The 18,203-nt window shown below is 69.7% G+C and carries 20 protein-coding genes; 12 read left to right on the top strand and 8 right to left on the bottom strand.

What is annotated here, in order from left to right:
- The first annotated feature begins 208 nt into the window (after positions 1 to 208).
- From C7C45_RS11060 to C7C45_RS11040, 5 genes are all read left to right on the top strand, one after another.
- Complete coding sequence (locus C7C45_RS11060) at positions 209 to 1,300, top strand: ABC transporter ATP-binding protein (RefSeq protein WP_208641129.1); 1,092 nt, start codon at positions 209 to 211, stop codon at positions 1,298 to 1,300.
- Complete coding sequence (locus C7C45_RS11055; RefSeq protein ID WP_167454698.1) at positions 1,297 to 2,439, top strand: ABC transporter ATP-binding protein; 1,143 nt, start codon at positions 1,297 to 1,299, stop codon at positions 2,437 to 2,439. The genes C7C45_RS11060 and C7C45_RS11055 overlap by 4 nt, the downstream gene beginning before the upstream one ends.
- Entirely contained in the window at positions 2,436 to 3,443 is a 1,008-nt protein-coding gene (locus C7C45_RS11050) for an ABC transporter permease (RefSeq protein WP_110563534.1), read from the top strand. The genes C7C45_RS11055 and C7C45_RS11050 overlap by 4 nt, the downstream gene beginning before the upstream one ends.
- A gap of 10 nt (positions 3,444 to 3,453) precedes the next feature.
- Positions 3,454 to 4,440, top strand: coding sequence for an ABC transporter permease (locus C7C45_RS11045; protein WP_110563533.1), 987 nt, complete (start codon positions 3,454 to 3,456; stop codon positions 4,438 to 4,440).
- Between the two features lie 146 nt (positions 4,441 to 4,586).
- Positions 4,587 to 6,329, top strand: coding sequence for an ABC transporter substrate-binding protein (locus C7C45_RS11040; protein WP_110563532.1), 1,743 nt, complete (start codon positions 4,587 to 4,589; stop codon positions 6,327 to 6,329).
- Between the two features lie 122 nt (positions 6,330 to 6,451).
- Here the strand turns inward: C7C45_RS11040 and C7C45_RS11035 are convergent, their stop codons facing one another.
- Positions 6,452 to 6,835 (bottom strand): PIN domain-containing protein, encoded by a 384-nt coding sequence (locus C7C45_RS11035; protein WP_110563531.1) that lies wholly within the window; start codon positions 6,833 to 6,835, stop codon positions 6,452 to 6,454.
- Positions 6,832 to 7,080 carry a type II toxin-antitoxin system Phd/YefM family antitoxin gene (locus C7C45_RS11030; RefSeq protein WP_110563530.1) on the bottom strand — a complete coding sequence of 83 codons (249 nt, stop codon included), beginning with the start codon at positions 7,078 to 7,080 and terminating at the stop codon, positions 6,832 to 6,834. Before C7C45_RS11030 ends, C7C45_RS11035 begins: the two co-directional genes overlap by 4 nt.
- A gap of 248 nt (positions 7,081 to 7,328) precedes the next feature.
- Between C7C45_RS11030 and C7C45_RS11025 the strand changes: the two genes are divergently transcribed.
- Positions 7,329 to 8,099: a hypothetical protein gene (locus C7C45_RS11025; RefSeq protein ID WP_110563529.1), complete on the top strand. Its 771-nt coding sequence runs from the start codon at positions 7,329 to 7,331 to the stop codon at positions 8,097 to 8,099.
- 205 nt (positions 8,100 to 8,304) lie between these two features.
- Here the strand turns inward: C7C45_RS11025 and C7C45_RS11020 are convergent, their stop codons facing one another.
- Together C7C45_RS11020 and C7C45_RS11015 are read right to left on the bottom strand one after the other, a co-directional pair.
- Positions 8,305 to 8,802, bottom strand: a complete 498-nt coding sequence (locus C7C45_RS11020; protein ID WP_110563528.1) for a pyridoxamine 5'-phosphate oxidase family protein — start codon at positions 8,800 to 8,802, stop codon at positions 8,305 to 8,307.
- A gap of 12 nt (positions 8,803 to 8,814) precedes the next feature.
- On the bottom strand, positions 8,815 to 9,315 hold the full coding sequence (locus tag C7C45_RS11015) for a cysteine dioxygenase family protein (protein ID WP_110563527.1): 501 nt from the start codon (positions 9,313 to 9,315) through the stop codon (positions 8,815 to 8,817).
- Positions 9,316 to 9,420: 105 nt separating this feature from the next.
- Here C7C45_RS11015 and C7C45_RS11010 point away from each other — a divergent pair, with 105 nt between their 5' ends.
- A complete protein-coding gene (locus C7C45_RS11010; RefSeq protein WP_110563526.1) occupies positions 9,421 to 10,332 on the top strand; it encodes a LysR family transcriptional regulator in 912 nt (303 codons plus the stop codon).
- Positions 10,333 to 10,378: 46 nt separating this feature from the next.
- On the opposite strand, the gene C7C45_RS11005 is transcribed toward C7C45_RS11010, so the two are convergent.
- Positions 10,379 to 11,281 carry an NADP-dependent oxidoreductase gene (locus tag C7C45_RS11005; protein ID WP_110563525.1) on the bottom strand — a complete coding sequence of 301 codons (903 nt, stop codon included), beginning with the start codon at positions 11,279 to 11,281 and terminating at the stop codon, positions 10,379 to 10,381.
- 104 nt (positions 11,282 to 11,385) lie between these two features.
- Here C7C45_RS11005 and C7C45_RS11000 point away from each other — a divergent pair, with 104 nt between their 5' ends.
- Both C7C45_RS11000 and C7C45_RS10995 read left to right on the top strand, forming a co-directional pair.
- Positions 11,386 to 11,784, top strand: coding sequence for a winged helix-turn-helix transcriptional regulator (locus tag C7C45_RS11000; RefSeq protein ID WP_110563524.1), 399 nt, complete (start codon positions 11,386 to 11,388; stop codon positions 11,782 to 11,784).
- Between the two features lie 328 nt (positions 11,785 to 12,112).
- Positions 12,113 to 12,526 (top strand): nuclear transport factor 2 family protein, encoded by a 414-nt coding sequence (locus C7C45_RS10995; protein WP_110563523.1) that lies wholly within the window; start codon positions 12,113 to 12,115, stop codon positions 12,524 to 12,526.
- Between the two features lie 86 nt (positions 12,527 to 12,612).
- Here the strand turns inward: C7C45_RS10995 and C7C45_RS34930 are convergent, their stop codons facing one another.
- Entirely contained in the window at positions 12,613 to 12,825 is a 213-nt protein-coding gene (locus C7C45_RS34930; RefSeq protein ID WP_244200328.1) for a DUF1737 domain-containing protein, read from the bottom strand.
- A 266-nt stretch (positions 12,826 to 13,091) separates the two neighbouring features.
- Positions 13,092 to 15,236, bottom strand: coding sequence for a S9 family peptidase (locus C7C45_RS10985; RefSeq protein WP_110563521.1), 2,145 nt, complete (start codon positions 15,234 to 15,236; stop codon positions 13,092 to 13,094).
- A gap of 86 nt (positions 15,237 to 15,322) precedes the next feature.
- Between C7C45_RS10985 and mshB the strand changes: the two genes are divergently transcribed.
- From mshB to C7C45_RS10970, 3 genes are all read left to right on the top strand, one after another.
- Entirely contained in the window at positions 15,323 to 16,384 is a 1,062-nt protein-coding gene (mshB, locus tag C7C45_RS10980) for an N-acetyl-1-D-myo-inositol-2-amino-2-deoxy-alpha-D-glucopyranoside deacetylase (RefSeq protein ID WP_110563520.1), read from the top strand.
- Positions 16,385 to 16,398: 14 nt separating this feature from the next.
- Complete coding sequence (locus C7C45_RS10975; RefSeq protein ID WP_244200327.1) at positions 16,399 to 16,848, top strand: hypothetical protein; 450 nt, start codon at positions 16,399 to 16,401, stop codon at positions 16,846 to 16,848.
- A 64-nt stretch (positions 16,849 to 16,912) separates the two neighbouring features.
- Positions 16,913 to 17,377: a hypothetical protein gene (locus tag C7C45_RS10970; RefSeq protein WP_110563519.1), complete on the top strand. Its 465-nt coding sequence runs from the start codon at positions 16,913 to 16,915 to the stop codon at positions 17,375 to 17,377.
- 309 nt (positions 17,378 to 17,686) lie between these two features.
- Here the strand turns inward: C7C45_RS10970 and C7C45_RS10965 are convergent.
- Positions 17,687 to 18,203 (bottom strand): GNAT family N-acetyltransferase (locus C7C45_RS10965; RefSeq protein WP_146247306.1); only part of this gene is annotated, 517 nt, incomplete at its 5' end.

Here is an 18,203-nt window from a genome sequence, read left to right as displayed (position 1 = left end):
TCACTGCCATGAATGGCCCTGCTGGGGGAGGTGGCGGGGGATGCGAGGCCGATGCTGACTCGTTACGCTCGGGCACGCTGACAGGTGCCGACCTTGTAGCTTATTTTCACCCTCGGGACTTTGTTGTAAGTTCTCTTCGTCACTGAGGGAGGCCGCCGTGGACAGCTCGGATCCGGCGCCGTCCGGGAAGCCGGACGACCATCCCACCGTGCCGGCGCAGCGCGCCAACGAGGACGCCTACCTGCGGGTGAGCGACCTGCGGGTCCGGTTCGACACCGAGGACGGCGTGGTGCGCGCGGTCGACGGGGTGTCGTTCGCCGTCGAACGGGGCCGCACCCTCGGCATCGTCGGTGAGTCCGGCTCCGGCAAGAGCGTCACCTCGTTGGCCATCCTCGGCCTGCACGATCCCAAGCGGACCACCATCACCGGGGAGATCTCCGTCGGTGGCCGGCAGGTGGTCGGCCTCGCCGACGAGGAGGTACGTCGGCTGCGCGGTCGGGACATGGCGATGATCTTCCAGGATCCACTGTCGGCACTGCACCCCTACTACACGGTGGGCCGGCAGATCGCCGAGGCGTACCGGGTGCACCACCCGAAGGCCAGCCGGCGCGCGGCCCGCCAGCGAGCGATCGACATGCTCGACCGGGTCGGCATTCCGCAGCCGGCGCGTCGCTTCGACCAGTACCCGCACGAGTTCTCCGGCGGTATGCGGCAACGGGCGATGATCGCGATGTCCCTGGTCAACGACCCGGCTTTGCTGATCGCGGACGAGCCGACCACCGCACTGGACGTCACCGTGCAGGCGCAGATCCTGGACCTGCTCGCCGACCTGCAGGCCGAGTTCCACTCCGCGATCATCCTGATCACCCACGACCTCGGCGTGGTTGGCCAGGTCGCCGACGAGGTGCTGGTCATGTACGGCGGGCGTGCCGTCGAGCGGGGCAGCGTGGAGCAGGTGCTCCGCGCGCCGCAGCACCCGTACACCTGGGGGTTGCTCTCCAGCGTGCCGTCGCTGCACGGCGACGCGGACGCGGACCTGTTGCCGATCCGGGGTAACCCGCCCAGCCTGATCAACCTGCCGCCTGGCTGCGCGTTCCACCCACGCTGCCGGTACGCGGACCGCACCGGCGGCCGGTCCCAGAGCGAGGTACCCGCGCTGCGCCCCGTCGACGCGGCCGACGCAACCGACGCGGCGGGCTTGGCCGAGGCAACCGGCCACCTGGTCGCCTGTCATCTGGGCGCTGCGGAGCGTGCCGCGCTCTACGCCGAGGACATCGCATCCGTGGGGGTGGCCCGATGACCGATGCGCCGTTGCTGCGGGTCCGCGGCCTGAGCAAGCATTTCCCGGTACGCCAGGGGCTGCGCGCCACCGGCCTGGTGCGGGCGGTGGACGGGCTCGACTTCGATGTGCGCCCGGGCGAGACGCTCGGCCTGGTGGGGGAGTCGGGCTGCGGCAAGACCACCACCGGCCGGATGCTGGTGCGGTTGCTGGAGCCGACCAGCGGCAGCATCGAGTTCGCCGGGCAGGACATCACGCACGTCGGTCGTCGGGAGTTGCGCCCGCTGCGTCAGGATCTGCAGATCATCTTCCAGGACCCGTACGCCTCGTTGAACCCCCGGCACACGGTCGGCCGGATCGTGGCGATGCCGTTGCAGGTCAACGGGATCAAGCCGCCGGGTGGGATCAAGGCCCGGGTGCAGGAGTTGCTGGAACTGGTCGGGTTGAACCCGGAGCACTACAACCGGTACCCGCACGAGTTCTCTGGCGGCCAGCGTCAGCGCATCGGCATCGCCCGCGCGCTCGCCCTGCGACCCAAGCTCATCGTCGCCGATGAGCCGGTCTCCGCGCTGGACGTCTCGATCCAGGCGCAGGTCGTCAACCTGCTGCGTGACCTGCAACGGGAGCTTGGCCTGGCGTTCGTGTTCATCGCGCACGACCTGGCCGTGGTCCGGCACTTCTGCCAGCGGGTCGCGGTGATGTACCTGGGCCGGATCGTGGAGATCGGCGACCGGGCGGACATCTACGAGCGCCCCCAGCACCCGTACACCCGGGCGCTGCTCTCGGCGATCCCGGACGTCACGAAGCTCGGCCCGGCGGGTCGGATCCGGTTGACCGGTGACGTGCCCACCCCGCTCGACCCGCCGTCGGGCTGCCGGTTCCGCACCCGCTGCTGGAAGGCGCAGGACATCTGTGCCACCGATGAGCCGGCGCTGGTCCCCCGCGACGGCGGCAACCAGGCCACCGCGTGTCACTTCCCCGAAGGGGAATCGGCCAGCACGAGCCCCGAAGGGGAAGCGGCCAGTACGAGCCCCGAAGGGGAAGCGGCCAGCACGAGCCCGGAACCAGCCGACGCCGGCCTGGTGGCGGAGGCCGCCGTGAGCGGCGGCGAACCGGCGGGTCGCGGGGCCGAGACGAGCGTCGAGGAGGTGCCGTCGTGAGCCTGTCTCCGGTGGAGGGTGTGGCGCTGGCCGAGATCGAGTCCGACCCGGACGCGAGCGCGCCTGCCGCGAAGGGTGTCGTCGGCCGCTCACCGGGTCAGCTCGCCTGGCTCCGGCTGCGCCGCGACCGTACGGCCAAGGTCAGCGGCGTACTGCTGATCTTCTTCATGCTGCTGGCGCTGGCCGCCCCGCTGATCGAGATGGTCTACGGGATCGGCCCGCGGGAGCAGTTCCAAAACCTGTTGGACGGCTTCGGCATGCCACTGGGTTACGCCGGCGGTGTGACCGGGGACCACTGGTTCGGTCTGGAGCCGGGGCTGGGTCGGGACATCTTCATCCGGCTGATCTACGGGCTGCGGACCTCGCTCTTCATCGCGTTCGCCGCGGCCCTGATCACCGCGACGATCGGCGTGGTGCTCGGTGCCCTCGCCGGCTACCTGGGCGGCTGGTTCGACGCGGTGATCAACTGGATCACCGACCTGACGCTGGCCATGCCGTTCCTGATCATCGCCTTGGCGCTCACCCCCACGGTGACGCTGCGCTTCTACGGCGAGCGGGGGCAGGTGTCGGCGGCCTTCGGGGTGGGCGTGTTGATCGCCGTCTTCGCCATCTTCGGGTGGACCAGCACGGCGCGGCTGGTCCGTGGGCAGGTGATCGCGCTGCGCGAGCGCGAGTTCGTGGAGGCGGCCAAGGCCAGCGGCGCCGGGCTGGCGCACATGCTCTTCCGGCAACTGCTGCCGAACATCTGGGCGCCGATCCTGGTCTCGTTCTCGCTGGCGGTGCCACAGTTCATCACCAGCGAGGCGGCGCTCTCGTTCATCGGCGTGGGCCTCAGCGACGAGACGCCGAGTTTCGGCCGGATGATCTACGACAGTCTGGACTTCCTCCAGACCGACCCGGCGTACGTGTTCTTCCCGGGCATCATGATCTTCGCGCTGGTGTTCGCCTTCAACCTCTTCGGCGACGCGTTGCGGGACGCGCTCGATCCGAAGTCGTCCCGGTAGGGGGTCAACCATGTCGCGATTTCTGATCAAGCGGCTCTTCTCGGCCACGCTGACCCTGTTCGCGGTGAGCGTGCTGACCTTCCTGATGTTCTTCGCCCTGCCGCGCGACCCGGTCAGCGGCATGTGCCCGAAGAACTGCAGCCCGGAGCGGTTGGAGCGGGTCCGCGACGATCTGGGCCTGAACGACCCGCTGGTCAGCCAGTACGCCGGTTACATGAAGGGCATCGTCACCGGACGGGACCTGGGCAGCGCTCAGGGCGGCCGGTGCGACGCGCCCTGCCTGGGCTGGTCGTACGTCAGCAACGAGGCTGTCTCGGACACCATCGCCCGGGTGCTGCCGGTGACGCTGAGCATCGTGATCCCGGCGGCCATCCTCTGGTTGCTGCTCGGGGTGGGGCTGGGCATGGTGTCCGCGTTGCGCCGAGGCACCTGGGTGGACCGGGCCGCCATCGGCTTCTCGCTGACCGGCGCCTCGTTGCAGCTCTACTTCGTGGGTGCGGTGCTGCTGCTGGTGTTCGTCTACAACCTGCGACTGCTGCCGGTGCCCAGCTACACGTCCCTGTTCGACAACCCGGCGAAGTGGGCCAGTGGGCTGGTCCTCGCCTGGGTGGCGTTGGCCTTCCTCTTCTCGGCCATCTACGCCCGGCTGTCCCGGGCGCAGATGTTGGAGACGCTGTCGGAGGACTTCGTCCGAACCGCACGGGCCAAGGGCCTGGCCAAACCCAAGGTGTACGGGCGGCACGCGCTGCGCGCGGCGATCACGCCGGTGGTGACCATCGCCGGCCTCGACGTGGGCGGGGCGCTGGGTGGCACGGTGATCACCGAGACGACGTTCGGTATCCAGGGGTTGGGGCGTACGGCGGTGGACGCGGTGCGCTCGGGTGACCTGCCCACCATCATGGCCACCGTGCTGATCGCGGCCGTCTTCGTGGTGCTGGCGAACGTGCTGGTGGACCTGCTCTACGCGGCGATCGACCCCCGGGTACGGCTGCGCTGAGCAGCCGGGTGTCCGGCCCGCCGACCGTGGCGAAATTTATCGACAACTGTTACACAACTTGCAGGTTTTCTTCCTTACGATCCTCGGGACGTCGGCGGTTTCTCGCTCCGACGAACCGCACGGCACATGGGTGAAGGGGGTACTTCATGCGACCACGCGTGGCGGTTGCCGCAGGCGGCGCGATAGCTCTGGTTGTGGCATTGGGTGCGTGCTCGAAGAACACGGGCGAGGGCACCACGGTCGACACCGAACGGCAGCAGACCGGGGTCATCGCGACCGACCCCAAGGACTCGCAGGGCCCGGCGGCCGAGGTGAGCGGCGCCCAGAAGGGTGGCACCTTCACCATCATCCGGGAGTCGCCGATCTCCCACCTCGACCCGCAGCGGACGTACTCGTTCGCCGGTCTGATGACCAACCCGCTCTTCGCGCGCTACCTGACCACCTGGAAGGACGACGGCAAGGGCGGCCTGGTCCTCGTCGGTGACCTGGCCGAGACCCCGGGCAAGAACGTCAACAACGACTGCAAGGTCTGGGAATTCACGATCAAGGACGGGGTGAAGTTCGAGGACGGCCGGCCGATCACCTCCAAGGAGATCGCGTACGGCATCGCCCGTTCCTTCGACCCGGACCTCTCCGGCGGCCCCACCTACCTCCAGGAGTGGCTGGCCGACACCCCGCAGTTCGACACCAAGTGGGACTTCAAGAAGAACAAGACGTCGCTGCCGCCCGGCCTGTCCGCGCCGGACGCCAAGACGCTGCGCTTCGAGTTCGCCAAGCCCCGCTGTGACCTGCCGTTCGCGGTCTCGCTGCCGACCACCGCGCCGCTGCCCGCCGACAAGGACACCGGCGTCGACCTGGACAAGCAGCCGTTCTCGTCCGGCCCCTACAAGGTCGCCAAGAACCAGGTCGGCGTGCAGATCACCCTGGACCGCAACCCCAACTGGGACGCGAACACCGACCCGGTCCGGCACCAGTACCCGGACCAGTTCGTGTGGAGCTTCGGCCCGACCGCGGACGCCGCCAACAACCGGGTGATCGCCGACAACGGCGCCGACCAGAGCGCACTCGCCTTCAACTTCGTGCCGGCCTCGCTGGTCGCCAAGGTGGCCGGGGACGCCGCGCTCAAGTCGCGGACGATCCTCTCGCCGACCCCGAGCGCCAACCAGCTCGTGATCAACAACCAGCGGGTCACCGACCTGAAGGTCCGCCAGGCACTCAACTACGCCATCGACCGCGAGGGCTTCATCAAGGCGATGGGCGGGCAGACCGTCGCCGCGCCGCTGACCACCCTGATGCCGCCGGCCACCATCGGCTACAAGGCGTACGAGGCGTACCCGGCGGGACCGAACGGCAACGTCGACAAGGCCAAGGAACTGCTCGGCGGGAAGACGCCCGAGCTGGTCCTCGGTGTCGCCGACAACTCGACCGAGCAGCAGCAGGGCGCCCAGCTCAAGGCCAACCTGGAGCGGGCCGGTTTCAAGATCACGCTGCGGAACATCTCCGACGACGCGAAGCTCGACGAGATCAAGAAGAAGGACAACCCCTGGGACCTGTACATCGGTAACTGGGCGGCGGACTGGCCCAGCGGGGCGTCGATCCTGCCGGTGCTCTACGACGGCCGTTCCATCAAGGCCGAGGGCAACAGCAACCAGTCCTACTTCAACGACCCGACAATCAACGCCGAGATGGACCGCATCCAGGCGATGTCCGCGGCCGAGCAGGGCCCCGAGTGGGCCAAGCTCGACGAGCGGATCATGAAGGAGTACGCCCCGGTGGTGCCGCTCTTCGTCGACGTGGCCTACAACGTGCACGGGTCCAAGGCCGGCGGGGTCTTCATCTCCAGCGTCTTCGGCTACGCGTCGTTCGTGAACGCGTACGTCAAGCCGTAAGTCACACCGCAGGCAAGGGCCTCCTCCCGACAGCGTCGTCGGGAGGAGGCCCTTCTGCTTCTGCTGCACGGGTCACCTGGTGCGGCCCTGCCGCTTCATCTGACCGGCTCGGCGGGACGCTGTCAGATCGTGTGGATCGTGATGAGGTCTTCGAGGCCTGCTAGGTCGTCGGCGTTGCGGGTGTAGATGGCGGCGTCATGCGCGTGTGCGGTTGCGGCGATGAGGAGGTCCATAACTCTGGCTCGCGGCTGGCGGCCGATCTCTACGACGCGTGCGGCCAATCGTGCGTAGCTGTCGGCGATGACGTCGTCGATGGGAAGCGGATCAAATCGGCGTTGGATGGCGCTCAGCCGCGACAAGCGGAGCGCCCTCGCTTCGGCGGTCTTCGCGACCAGGACACCGAACTGAAGTTCGGCAAGGCTGGCGACGCTGATGGCCAGTTCGCCAGGAATCGGGGTTACGTCCGTAGCGATGAGGACGCTGGTGTCGAGGATGCCGCGGCTCACCGCTCAACCCACGGATCCGTGACAGTGTCGTCGAGGAGGTCCCGATCGCCTGCCCACCCTGGGTCGGTGGGTTGGTCGAACAGGCCGGCCAGATCGTCCCATTCGCGCCAGGTTCGAGGACTGACCGGGCCGAGTACGGCCGCCGGGCGGCCGGCGACAGTGATCGTCACGCGTTCACCCGATTGCGCACGACGCACCAGGTCACTGGCGTTCTGCCGCATCTCGCGCAGTCCAACTTCATGCATACGCCCTACGGTAGCACTTGTGCTACCACCGTCGAAGGTTGTCAGCCCTCGCTGCGTCCGCGCGCCTCGGGCCGTTGAGGCCCTTGCCGTTCAAGCAAGATCGGTTGCACTGCTTCTTCGGCATGATCGCGTCTCGCCACCCGCCGGGCAGCCGCGTTCCACGCCGTGCGACCTGCGGCCAGAAGAGGATGTGTTGCGGCCGTCAGTTAGTGCACATGTCACTGGAAATGAGGCGATAGGGTGGCGCGGTGTTCTCCGTCGGCGAGCGTGACTCGATCCGAGAGCGGTTGCTCGGTTTGGCCGAAGGAGACCCCGCCGTCGTCGGGGCCGCCATCACCGGATCCCACGCCGTCAGCGGCGGCGACCGATGGTCGGACATTGACGTGGCGTTCGGCATCGAAGGACCGCTGGATTCAGCGATGCGCCGCTGGACCGAACTGCTCTACCGTGACTTCGCCGCCGTTCATCACTGGGACTTACCGTCCGGCTCGTCGGTGTATCGGGTGTTCCTGCTTCCCGAGATGCTCGAAGTGGACATCGGGTTCACCCCGGCTGCGGAGTTCGGTCCGCATGGCCCGAACTGGCGCACCGTCTTCGGGCATCCCGCACATGCAAAGGAAGACCCGTCCCCCTGTCGGCGGACCCTGGTCGGGTTGGGATGGCACCATGCCCTGCACGCGTGGACATGCATCCGACGACACCGCTGGTGGCAGGCCGAGCAGTGGATAAGCGCCCTACGCGGCCAGGTTCTCGCCCTGGCCTGCCTGCGCCTCGGTCACCCTACGAGCCATGCGAAAGGTGCCCACCTGCTTCCCTCGGAGGTGACCGCGCCGCTGAACACCACCCTGGTACGCGCGCTCGACGAAGCTGAACTCACCCGTGCCCTCACCGCGGCGACAGCCGCGCTGATCGCAGAACTCACGCTCGCCGATGCGGCTCTTGCAGCCCGACTCGCCTTCGCCCTCAGCGACCTGTGCGTCGATGGCCGTCCACCCGGCTCCAACACTCCGCTCTGCTAGCGGCTTTCGCTCATCGGCAGCTCCGCTCGCCTCACCGACTGGGTTCGCCATGATGGGCCGCACCGGTACCCAGTGACATCACGACCACCACCCGCTCATCGGCTACTTGTGGGTGGGCATCGGCGTCGCACCAGGCGCTGCTGGGTCCCCTTCCGACGGCGTCGTCGGAAGGGGACCCTTGCCGTGCGGCGGTGCGTCTGCGCGTTCAGGTGCGTTGGCGTTCCTGCTGTTGCTGCATGAGCTCCTCGATGGCGGTGGGCATGGTCGTCTCGAAGTCGATCAGCTTGACCCAGGTTGGCTTCACCAGGACCCGGACCATGCCCTCGTAGAGCGACTTCACGCCCTCCTCCCACTCGGCCCGTTGCTCGGGCGTCATCTGGTACGTGCCGTTCCACTGGTAGTACTCGTCCGGGATGCCCTCGACGACATCCAGCTCCGCCTGACCTCGGATGAGCAGAACCTTCGGCGGATGCGACTCGGTGTCGATCGTCAGCGCGACCGCGGGATTGCGGCGCAACGCCGGGAGCTTCCGCGCGTTCGTCGCGGTGCACATGACGATTTCCGTGCCGTTCCAGACGATTCCGATCGGGATTGCCCGCGGGGTGCCGTCCAGCGCGATGAAGGCCAGCCTGGCCAGGTCACGGGCCAGTAGTTCCTGGCTGAGTGGACGGTTCAGTACCTCATCGATGGCGTCCTGGTCCATGGTTCAAGTTCCTCAGTTGTAGTAGCGGCGGGCGCTGGACCCGACGCGGGTGATGTCGGTGCCGTAGATGTGCAAGCTGATGGCGGTCTCGTCGCCGACGTTGCGGATGCGGTGGATGTCGCCGGGCGGCGCGAAGCCGCTGACCTCGCCGGGTGGGTTGTCCCGTGTGCCAATGGGGTTGAGCGCGTCGTCGAACAGTTCCTCGTGCTCGATGCCTGACAGCACGCCAACGACGCACCAGGTGATGTGGTCGTGGATCCGGGTGGTCTGCCCGGGGCGCCAGACCAGGCCGAGGATGGAGAACGCCCCGTCGGGCTCGGCGTGCAGCAGGTGGCCCGCCACCCGGTCGGGCTGGCCGAGACGCTGATCGGGCGTCAGGATCTCGGGGCCGGGCAGATGCGCGCGGAGTTGGTCGGCGACCCGTTCTGCGGTGTCCGTCCAGCCGGTCCGCACGTCGACCGCCTGGCGCACGGCCGCAGCGAGATCGGTGAGCGTCGCCGGTGACCGGATCATGGCCGCTCCTCCTTCACGCAGGGGGTCTGTCCCGCTCAGCCTCCCGCGCGCCGACTCATTCGTCTAATGACGATAGTTGGGCGAACCCATGCGTATCCTCTATGAATGCTGGACATCCTGCGGTTACGGGTTCTCGCGGCGATCGCCGCGCAGGGATCGGTCACCAGGGCCGCCAAGCACCTGAACTACTCCCAGCCCGCCGTCAGTCATCATCTGGCCAGGCTGGAGGCCGAGACCGGGGCCCGGCTCGTCCAGCGGGTCGGCCGGGGCATCCGGCTCACCCCGGAGGGCGAGCACCTCGCCCGCCGCGCCACCGAGATCCTCGGCCGGGTCGACGCCGCCGCCGCGGAACTGTCGGCGATGGTGGGCCTGCGCACCGGCCGCGTCCGGGTCGCCGGCTTCCAGTCGGCGCTCGCCGCGCTGGTGCCGCACGCCGCGGGCACCCTGCGCCGCGAGCACCCGGGCATCGAACTGCAGCTGACCGAGGCCCACCCGCGCGTGGCACTCGACCTGCTGCGGGCCGGACAGGTCGACGTCGCTGTCGTCTTCCGCTACGACGACACGACCCCGGACGACATTCGCGCCACCCATCTGTTCGACGATCCGATGTACCTGCTCAGCCTCGAACCCGGCCAGACACTGGCCGGCAACCGCGACTCCGCCTGGATCGCGGGCTGCGAGAACTGCCGCCGCGAGTTCCTTGAGGCCTGCGATCGGGCCGGCTTCGTCCCGCCCATCGCCTACACCAGCGACGACATCATCGTCCAGCAGGCACTGGTCGCTGCCGGCATGGGCGTGACCACCATGCCGGGGCTGGCACTGCGTACCCACCACGCGCCCGGAATCGAGGCCAGCGTCCTGCGCGACTTCCGGCGGCACGTCTACCTGGCCACCTACGGCGAACCGCCGGATCCACCCGCGACCACGGCCTTCGTCAGCGCACTGCGCCACGCCGTCGGGCAGACCCAACCAGGCGAGCCCACCCCACCGACGGATCGCCAATCAGGAAGCCGGTAGGGCGGACACCCGCGGTGGAGCGCGACGGCCGAGCTTTCGTAGCGGATCAGGGGACGATCACCACGCCGCCGCGTACGCCGCCTTGGGCCAGCCGGTCGTGGGCGGCCGCCGCGTCGGCGAAGGGGTACACGTCGGCGACCCGGAGTGGGAGGTCGCCGCTGGTGACGAGTTTGACCAGTTCGCCCAGCCGGGAGCCGTCCGGTTGCACCTCGAGCGCGAAGGTCCGGATTCCCCGCACCGGCTCCGGGCGAAGCGGGGGTGACGCGGCCACGTAGCCGCCGCCATCGCGGACGAGGTCCAGCAGCGAGGGCCCGATCACCGCCAGGTCGATGACCGCGTCGAACGTCCCCGTCGGATCGTCGGTGCGCGACAGGAACGCCGCGCCCAGCGACTCGACGAACTCGCGGTCGTCGACCCCGGCGAGTCCCGTGGCGTGGAGGCCGGCCGCCCGGGCCAGCGCCAGAACGAACCCACCGACCTGCCCGGCGGCGTCGGTGACGAGCACTGTCGAGCCCGCCGGGAGCGCGAGCAGGTCAAGGGCCTGGGCGGCGGCGAGGCCATTGGTCGGCAGGGTCGCCGCCTCGGTGGCGGGGACGCTGGCGGGCGCGGAGGTCAGCCAGGCGGCGTCGAGGACCACGTACTCCGCGTGGGCGCCGGCCGTGGTCTGCAGCCACGGCGAGAAGCCGATGACCTCGTCGCCGATCGTGAACTCCTCGACCGCTGGGCCGACCGCGTCGACGCTGCCGGCAACGTCCCAGCCGGGCGTGTACGGCAGGCCGGTCGGCAAGGGGGCCGGGAACCGGCCGGCGCGGACCATCAGATCGACCGGATGTACGACTGACGCCGCCACCCGTACCCGGACCTGCCCCGGCCCGGGCTCGGGCACCGGCACCTCGGCCACGTGCAGGACCTCCGGCCCTCCGAACTCTGCATAGCTGACTGCGCGCATCGCCGTCTCCTTCGTGGGATTTCGTGATCACCACGACCGTACGAATCGTCGGCACTGAGAGAAAGTAGGTACCGTAAAGTGCCTAGGGCACCGGAGGAGAGAAGATGGCGACGACGAGTGCGGCCCAGCGCCGTGAGCAGGCCAAACGCGACTACGATGCGTTCCTGGATGGTTGCCCGACCCGTGAGCTGCTGAGCAGGCTCACCGACAAGTGGGTCGCCCTGGTGATCCCAGCGCTCGCCAGCGGCCCGCAGCGGCACAGCGAGCTCGCCCACCGCATCGCCGGCGTCAGCCAGAAGATGCTCACCCAGACCCTGCGCACGTTGGAGCGCGACGGCCTGGTCACCCGCACGGTCACCGCCTCGGTGCCGGTCCGGGTCGACTACGCGCTCACCCCGCTCGGCCATGAGCTGTTCCCGGTCATGGTCGCGATCAAGAACTGGGCGGAGACACACATGGATCGCGTCTTCGAGGCCCGGGTCCAATACGACGCACGCCCCTGAGAACCTGCGACGGCCGATCACGTCAGCGTCCGCCGTACCGTATCCGTTCATCGGCCTCGCTGATGTGGACCCGCCAAGATCACCGTCGCTTGCCGCTGTCCAAGATTCACCGTCCCGGCGTCGCCGGAGATCAGCGAAGGTGGGGTACGCCCGGCGGCGCTGACGCTCGGTCCGGTCGGCCGGGCGACATCCCCGATGGCGTACAACTCGTTTTGGCCACGGGCGACCACGATCTCAGGCGGCTTGAGATACAAGCCCTACGTCAGGTCGCGAGGCGTGCTGCGGGCATCGGCGCGGGCAGGAACGCTGATGTGCGAGGCTCGCCGGATTGTCGCTGGCAGCGGCTAGGGTCCGCGCCGTGGATGACACCTCGACGGCCCGGCAGACCGCCCACGCCTACGTTGATCTTTTGGAGGGCCGCGACTGGTCCGGGTTGGCCGCCCTGCTCACCGATGATGTGGTCTACGAGATGCCGCAGACTCGGGAGCGCATTCGCGGCAAGGACGCGTTCCTGCGGTTCAACACCGAGTATCCGGGCGACTGGCACCTGCGGCCGCGACGGGTGATCGCGGACGGCCGCCTCGCTGCCCTGTTACTCGACGTTCGCGTCGGCGACGAGCAGCAGGACGCGTGTGTCTGGCTGGAGATGTCCGAGCATGGGCTGATCAGCAAGATCATCGACTACTGGCCCGAGCCGTACGATCCGCCGCAGGGCCGGGAACAACTCGTGGAGCGTTGGTGATCGTCAGCCTGCCGCAGCGGCCAGGTGCTGCGGGCATGACGGTTCACCCCAGATGGGTACGGAGAAAGTCGAGTTCCAGGGCGGCTCTACCTGGCGCTTCCCACGGGCGCCTCGGGGACGGCCGAGTGCGGCAGCACCAACGCTTGCGCGGCGATGACGCGGTCGCCGTCGAAGGTCAGCGCCGGCGACCCATGTAGCTGATAGCCCTGATCGAGAAGCCCGCTGACGCGGGCGCAGAATTCAGCATCATCGGGCCCAGTGATGAGGCGGTAACCGAGCGGCTTCGTGAAATCCGACACCGCCGCATTGTCCCTACTCGGGGTGCCAAAGCCCAGTCTCGGCTGCCATCCCGTCCTCCCTGGGCGCGCGGCCAGCGGTAGCTGCCCGCGCCGCGACCAGCTTGCCTCGCCTCGCCCAAGGTCACGCTCGATCCTGGATTGAGTGGCCATGTGGCACCGGGATACCACTGGATCCTGGTTCGAGCACGATCTTGGGAGCGTGCAACCAATCCTGGAGCCCTTTCGGTATAGGGCTGGGGGTGCCGAACTGACTCGCCGAATGCTGCTTACCGCAGATGGGTACGGAGGAAATCCAGCTCCAGCGGGAGCAGGCGCTCGGCGGTGCCGTTCGCGGCCAGGTGCGTGGCACCGGTCAGCGGCAGCACGGCGTGCGGGCGGCCGGTGCTCAGCAGGGCCGCGGAGAGCCGGAGCGTGTGCGCGGCCACCACGTTGTCGTCAGCCATGCCATGCACCAGCAGCAACGGGCGGGCCTGGTCCGGGCCGGTGACCGGCTCGGCGGCCAACTCGACGAGCGAATGGTGCGCGTAGACGTCCATGCCGTCCTCCGGCAACCCCAGATAACGCTCGGTGTACGCGGTGTCGTACAGCGTCCAGTCGGTCACCGGAGCGCCCGCGATCCCGCACCGGAACAGCTCCGGGTGACGCAGCACCGCCAACCCGGCCAGCCACCCGCCGAACGACCAGCCGCGCACCCCCACCCGACCCAGGTCCAGGTCGGGGTGCTTGCCGGCGAGCGCGGTCAGGGCGTCGATCTGGTCGCTCAGGATCACGTCGGCCAACCGTCGGTGGATCGCCTTCTCGAACGACGGGGCCACCCCCGGCGTACCCCGGTTGTCGATGGTGACCACCGCGAACCCGGCGTCGGCCCACCACTGCCGTTCCAGCCACGCGGCCCGGGCCGCCACCACCTCCTGGTGCCCCGGCCCGCCGTAGATGTCCAACAGCACCGGCAGCCGCCGACCCGTGACGTGGTTGTCGGGGTAGAGCACCGCCGCCGGCAACCGCCGATCGGTCACCCGTTCCAGTAGCGGCAGCGGTTGGTACGGCGGGTTGGCGGCGAAGGACCGCAGCTCGGCGATGTCCTGATCGCCACGACGAACCGTCCACCGCACCCCGGCGTGGTCCAGCGACGCGACCCCGACGGCCAGCACGTCACCGCCCACGGCGGCGGTGTACCAACCCGAGTCGGTGGTGACCCGGCGTGCGTCCACCCCACCGCCGATGGTGGTGCGGACCCGGAACAGGTGCCGCTCACTCGGCTCGCCGTCGCTCGCCTCCACCAGCAGGTCGGCCGGGCCGCTAGCGGCCGGCAGCCGACCCACCACCCGCCGTACGTACAGCGACGGCGGGGTGAGCAGGGTGCCGTCCGCGAACAGGCACCGGGCGTCGTACCCGTCGTGGGCCAACTCTCCGCCGACCAGCACCCGGCCGTCCGGCAGGTGCGCCGGCGTGCCGGCGATCGGTTCGACCCAACGCGGATCGGCCAACTCGGCGTGCACCTGCGTCTCACCCGTGCGTGGGTCCACCGCCAGCACCAACCCGTGCTGCTGCGAGCGACGCAGCACGGTGATCAGCGGGCTGCCCTCGACCCAGCTCACCGCGGTCAGGTACGGGTAGGTCTCCCGGTCCCAGTGCACGTCGACCCAGCCGTCGTCGAGGTCCAGCAGGTGCAGGCTGACCTCCGCGTTCGGCCCACCAGCCCGGGGGTACGCGACGGCGGTCGGCGGGCTGGCCGGCTCGGCCGGGTCGTGCAGGTGCCAGCGCTCCAGGCGGGACTCGTCGACCCGGGCGGCGAGCACCATGCGGCCGTCCGGCGCCCACCAGTAGCCCCGGAACCGGCCGAACTCCTCAGCCGCGATGTGCTCGGCCAACCCCCAGCTCACCCCGGCGTCCTCGCCGGCCAACAGACTGTCGGTGCCATCGGCGTCGATCACCCGTAGCTCGCCCCGGCGCACACCCTCGGCCGCGTCGGTCACGTACGCCAGGCGCTGCCCGGTCGGGTCCGGACGCGGGTCCAGAACCGGGCCGACAGCGGCCACCTCAATCACGTCGCCGTGCACCAGATCAGCCCGGAACAACCGCCCGGCCAGCGCGAACACCGCGATTCGACCGGCGGCGTCCAGCGCGTACGAGCCGATGCCGGCGGCGCTGAGCCGTAGCCGCTCGCGCAACGCGCGTTCGCCGGGGGAGAGAGACCGGACATCCCCGCCTTCGCCCAACAGCCTGGCCGGATCGGCGACCAGACGCTCCTCGGCGGTGGCCACGTCCAGCAGCCAGAGCGCATCCGCCGGATCCTCGGGGCCGGCGGAGCGCAGGAAGATCACCCGAGCGCCGTCCTCAGCCACGGAGACAGCGCGTGGCGCGCCGTGGCTGAACCGGCGGGTGCGGGCGGCCAGCTCCGGAAAGTCCACACAGCAAATCGTAGAGCGGTACCGGAGGTGATGTGGCCGACCTGGGCGGACGCGTTAGTGCCAGCCGGCCGTAACCGCCAGTTAGAGTGACCGTCGTGACGATGCTGCCCGACCGCCGCCTGCTGCTGGTCCACGCGCACCCCGACGACGAGTCGATCGGCACCGGCTCGACGATGGCGCACTACGCCGCTAACGGCGCGCACGTCACGCTGGTGACCTGCACCCTCGGCGAGGAGGGCGAGATCCACGAACCCGCGCTGGCCCAGCTCGCCGCCGCCGAGGCCGACCAGCTCGGCGGGTACCGGATCGCCGAGCTGGCCGCCGCGTGCGCGGCGCTCGGCGTCAGCGACCACCGCTTCCTCGGCGGTGCCGGCCGCTACCGCGACTCGGGGATGATGGGGCTCGCGACCAACGAGCACCCCCGCGCCTTCTGGCAGGCCGACCTCGACGAGGCCGCCGGGCACCTGGTGGAGATCATGCGGGAGGTCCGCCCGCAGGTTTTGATCACGTACGACCCGAACGGCTTCTACGGCCACCCCGACCACATCCAGGCACACCGGGTGGCGATGCGCGCTGTCGAGCTGGCCGCCGCCGAGGGCTGCGCCCCGCTGAAGGTCTACTGGACGGCCATGCCGCTCAGCGTGCTGGAAGCTGGCATGACGCACTTCGCCGAGTCCTCCGACAACCCGTTCGCCGGCATCAAGGACATCGCCGACCTGCCCTTCGGCACCCCGGACGCCCAGATCGCCGCCCGGATCGACGGCACCGACCAGCACACGGCCAAGGAGGCCGCGATGCGGGCACACGCCACCCAGATCCCGGCCACCTCCTGGCTCTACTCGATCGCCGGCAACTTCGGCGGCGAGTTCATGGGCGTGGAGTTCTTCACCCTCGCGGTCGGCGAGAAGGGCCCGGGTGCCGGGCCGTACGGCTGGGAGGACGACCTCTTCGCCGGACTCCCCGAGGAGACCGCCCCGGACCGTTCCCCGGTCGGGACCGTGTCGGACCGGTCTTCGGTCGGGGCGGCGTCGGACCGGTCTTCGGTCGGGGAGGCGTCGGACCGGTCTTCGGTCGGGGCCGCGTCGGACCGGTCTCCGGTCGGGGCCGCGCCGGACCGGTCCTCGGTCGCGGCGGCGGGTCTCCGGTGACCCTGCCCGCATCGATGACGGTTCTGGACGACCAGGAAGCCCCGCCCCCGGCGGGGCCGCCGCCGCGACTGCTGGACCTGGGCCTGCGGCTGGCCGGCGCGATCGTCGTGGTGATCGCCGGAGTGCTGACCGGGGTGCTGGAGCTGCTGCTGGCCACGGTCCGCGTCGGCGGCCAACTGATCGGCGTGTCGGCACTCCTCGCCGTCGGCGCCAACATCGCGCTGAGCTGGTTCGCCTACGAGGCGGTCGGCCGCAGGTGGGCGGTGGCGCTGCCCGCGGTGCCATGGTTCGCGTTGATGGCGGTGGCTGCCATCCGGACCAGCGAGGGCGACCTGTTGCTCGCCGGCGACAACTGGGTCGGCCTGGCCATGATCGTGGCCGGCGCGATGACCTTCGCGGTGATGGGCTTCCGGCAGATCCTCGCCCCGCCGACCACGCTCGGGCTGATGACGCCACCCAGGTAAGGGTGGTAGATATTCCTGCCAGGGATGGAGCCCCGCGACGGGGCGTACGGCAGGAGGCCCAGCGATGGACAGACGGTGGCGTGATGTCGGGGTGCTCGTGGCAGCACTGTTCGCGGTCAACGTGGTCGCCCGGCTGATCATCCGATTCGGCTTCGAGGGAGACGACACCACCGCCGACCGGGTGTCGTTGGCGATGTTCGCGGTGATCGGGCTGATCCTGGCCGTGATCGCCTTCCGCTGGGGGCGTCGCCGACCGCTGGCCGACTGGGCGGCCGACATGGCCCTCGTGGTGCTGGTGGCGATGGTGCTGACCGTGCTGGTCGGGCCTCTGCTGATCGGGCACAACCCGTTCGCCGGCGGTGCGCCGACGTTCTTCGCCCAGATCTGGCTCTACCTGCTCGCCTCCGGCGCCGGGGTGTTGATCGGCTACCTGGTGCTCACCGCCCTCGGTCGTGACTACCGCTCCTGGCAGCTCAAGCGGTACGCCGAGGTCAAGGCCGCCAAACCCCGCCGCGTCGTCCGCCGCTGACCGTGCTGGGTCGCGCTGGCCGTGCTGGGTCGCGCTGACCGTGCTGGGTCGCGCTGACCGCGCTGGGTCGCGCTGACCGTGCTGGGTCGCGCTGACCGTGCTGGGTCGTGCTGACCGCGCTGGGTCGTGCTGACCGCGCTGGCCGTGCTGGGCCGTGCCGACCGTGCTGGACCGCGCCAAGCGCGCTGGCCGCCGGAGGCGCGCTCGATCAACTCCATATCGCCGATGTGGCGGTGTCTGGAGCGTCTGATACCCCCATATCGGGGAAGTGGAGTGGATCATCGCCCGGGAGGTCGTTCGTGGGGGCGGTCAGCGTTGTGGGTTCGGGGCGAACCGGGTCAAATAGGTGTGGTGGGTGGTGAAGCCGAGCCGCTGATAGAGCGCGATGGCCGTTGTGTTGCGCTGCTCGACCTGGAGGAACGCGTGTGTCGCACCGCCGGACACACCCCAGGCGGCCAACTCGTTGATCAGCCGGCGGGCCAGCCCCTGTCGGCGGGCCACCGGCAGCACCTCGATCAGGCCGAGGCCCAACCAGCGTCCTTGCCCGGTCACCGTGCCCCGGCCGATCGCCACGAGGCTGCCGTCGACGTACACGTGGGCGAAACGGACCTGGTCCACGGCGGTGAGTACGTGCCGGGCGGCGTCCGGTAGGCCGCCCTTGCGGCCGGCGGCGACTGACAGCCACGCCTCACTCGGCGCGCTGGCCAGCTCGACGACCGCGCCGCCCCACGCCTCGGCCCGCCCGCCAGCGGCACCGGCCTGGTCGGGGGAGGCGGCGACATGCCCGCCACCGTCCGGTACGCCGGCCCCCACTGCGCCGGCTCCC

This window comes from Micromonospora arborensis (assembly GCF_003205615.1).
GTDB lineage: Bacteria > Actinomycetota > Actinomycetes > Mycobacteriales > Micromonosporaceae > Micromonospora > Micromonospora arborensis.
Note: the sequence above shows the minus strand (reverse complement) of the source record. Positions and strands in the feature narration are given on the sequence as shown.